3 protein-coding genes are annotated in these 2,303 nt (G+C 38.7%); 2 read left to right on the top strand and 1 reads right to left on the bottom strand.

Annotation, left to right across the window (positions count from 1 at the left end; genetic code table 11):
* Positions 1–34: 34 nt before the first annotated feature.
* The gene (locus tag AMDU4_RS13205) at positions 35–694 is read left to right on the top strand and encodes a precorrin-2 C(20)-methyltransferase (RefSeq protein ID WP_021788431.1); all 660 of its coding nucleotides are present in this window, start codon (positions 35–37) and stop codon (positions 692–694) included.
* Positions 685–1,443, top strand: a complete 759-nt coding sequence (gene cobM, locus AMDU4_RS13200; protein WP_306766130.1) for a precorrin-4 C(11)-methyltransferase — start codon at positions 685–687, stop codon at positions 1,441–1,443. The genes AMDU4_RS13205 and cobM overlap by 10 nt, the downstream gene beginning before the upstream one ends.
* Here the strand turns inward: cobM and AMDU4_RS13195 are convergent.
* On the bottom strand, positions 1,426–2,303 hold an 878-nt coding region (locus AMDU4_RS13195), incomplete at its 5' end, for a hypothetical protein (RefSeq protein WP_021788429.1). The genes cobM and AMDU4_RS13195 overlap by 18 nt on opposite strands.

Here is a 2,303-nt window from a genome sequence, read left to right as displayed (position 1 = left end):
GCTATCGCATGTGGTCTCCTTGGAGGGGAGTTAGATGAGTTTATTTAAGGTTGTGGGGCTTGGCCCTGGAGACCCTGAACTTGTAACCTTAAAAGGCTATAATGCTATAATGGCGGCAGACGTTGTGTTTTATCCCAAAACCTCATTGAATTCTGCAGAAACTATTTTGAATTCTCTGGGAGTAAAGAGTGGTAATATGAAGCCCCTCGAATTTCCAATAGGGAGTGATAAAATTTCCATATTAAGCCAGAGATATGCTGAGATGATAATGAAAGCGGAAAAGTCAGGGCTGCATTCAGTATATGCCGTTGAGGGTGAACCAATGCTTTACAGTACATTTCTTGACATAATGCCTTATCTCCAAATAGAATTTGATGTTATACCGGGGATAAGTTCCATGAACGGAATTTCGGCAGCCATGAAGATAATACTGGCCACGAAGGACCAGACACTCCTGGTACTGCCGGCAGTAAATGATTATGATTATATGGAAAAGCAAATACTCTTATCCAGGAATATTGTTATATTCAAGGCTATACGGGCACGGGAAGTGATACGAAAAATTATTGAAAAAAACAAAAATATGGAGTATTATATCATGAGCCATGTTTCAACAGAGAAAGAAAGAATTTATAATAACATTGATGATATAAAGGATTATATGACAATAGTGGTGATAAAACGATACACATAGTCGGTGCAGGCCCGGGGGACCCTGAACTCCTGACAGTAAAGGCAAAAAGGATTATAGATTCCACAGATGTGATAATATACGCTGATTCGCTGGTAAGCCCTGAAACATTCCGGGAAAGCAGGGCTAAAGTGGTTATAAAGACATCTAATCTCCATATTGAACAGATAAACGGACTGGTTAAAAAGTATTCCGATGAAGGACTAGACATCACCAGGCTGCACAGTGGGGACCCTGCCATATATGGTGCTATTAACGATGAAATCGAATTTTTTAATAAAAATGGGATTAAATATGAAATCATACCGGGCATCAGTTCCGTATTCGCAGCTGCTGCAAGCATGGGAATAGAACTGACATCACCTGGGACAACACAATCTGTGATCCTTACGAGAGTACCAAGGAGGACTGAACACTTCGAAAATGAGAGCCTGGAACTCCTTGCATCCCATAAAACAGCACTTGCAATTTTTCTAAGCGCTTCCAATGCTAAGGCTGTAAGTGATAAACTCATAAGGGCCGGATACAGCGGGGATGACAGGGCTGTCATAGCCTACAGGGTATCCTGGCCGGATGAGAAAATAATTGATACAACAATAGGGAATCTTGAACATGCCCTCTTCGAAAACAGGATAAACAGGCAGGCACTTATCATGGTTGGCGGCAATATATCATATGACTCAGATAAAAAATCCTATCTATATAACCCAGAATTTACCCACCTGTTCAGAAAATCATCCAAAAAGAGTTGATATTATATAGTCTTCATCTTTCCCTATTATGTGTATTCTGTGCCTTATGAGCTCCTTTGAAATACAGCCCGGCTTTTCCTCTGATTCAGGCAACGATTTTACCAGTGATTTGATATAATCCGATCCTATTATTCTATAAAATATCTTTTCAAAGTCCATTGTATTTAGTATTTCTTCACCGTCAATTTGTAACGATACAAGTTTTTTCTCCTTTTCTGTCAGCCCGGTGATTTCCCTTGACATCTTTTCCAGGGCATCCTTCAAAATTTCCAGGTCAAGATGTGCCTTCAAATCAGGATTGTGAAGTACCCTGTTTTTACTGTTGCCGCTCAATGCCACAATCTCCATATTCGGTGTGCCTATTCCGTATGTAAACTCAAAGGAGTTTTCTGATTCCGGTTTGTCGAAAACGCACTTCAGATTATTTGCTTCCAGTCTGACGCTTGCAAGTATATAGCTATCCATGTTCTCATAAACTATATTATGTGCATTGTCAGTTTTCACCGGGATTTTAATTCCACTGTATAAGGATGAGAAAAATGGATTTTTCATAAATTCGCTGTTATTAGGGTCAAGCATGAATGTGTAACTTATTCCATAACTACATTGTATGAATTGCTTTATTTCTATTTTCTCCTTATCCAATGATGCTTCAATGTAGGAATTCAAAATGGTAAGGGGATTTAAGTGCAGGAAATTTTCCATTGCCTGGGTTCCATTTTCCACATATTTTTCCATTTCTGATTTCAGTTCAGAAATTTTTGAAAGGGTATCCTGGGAGTTTTTTGTAAAAAATTGATCTGTTATTGATCCTACAGATTCCATTATCTTTTCCCCATAGGGTTTGAAATTATTATAAA

It is taken from the genome of Ferroplasma sp. Type II (assembly GCF_000496155.1).
Note: the sequence above shows the minus strand (reverse complement) of the source record. Positions and strands in the feature narration are given on the sequence as shown.

Bases quoted from the DNA above. Each gene is read 5' to 3' on its own strand.
- AMDU4_RS13205 (WP_021788431.1), top strand. From the start codon at position 35: ATGAGTTTATTTAAGGTTGTGGGGCTTGGCCCTGGAGACCCTGAACTT.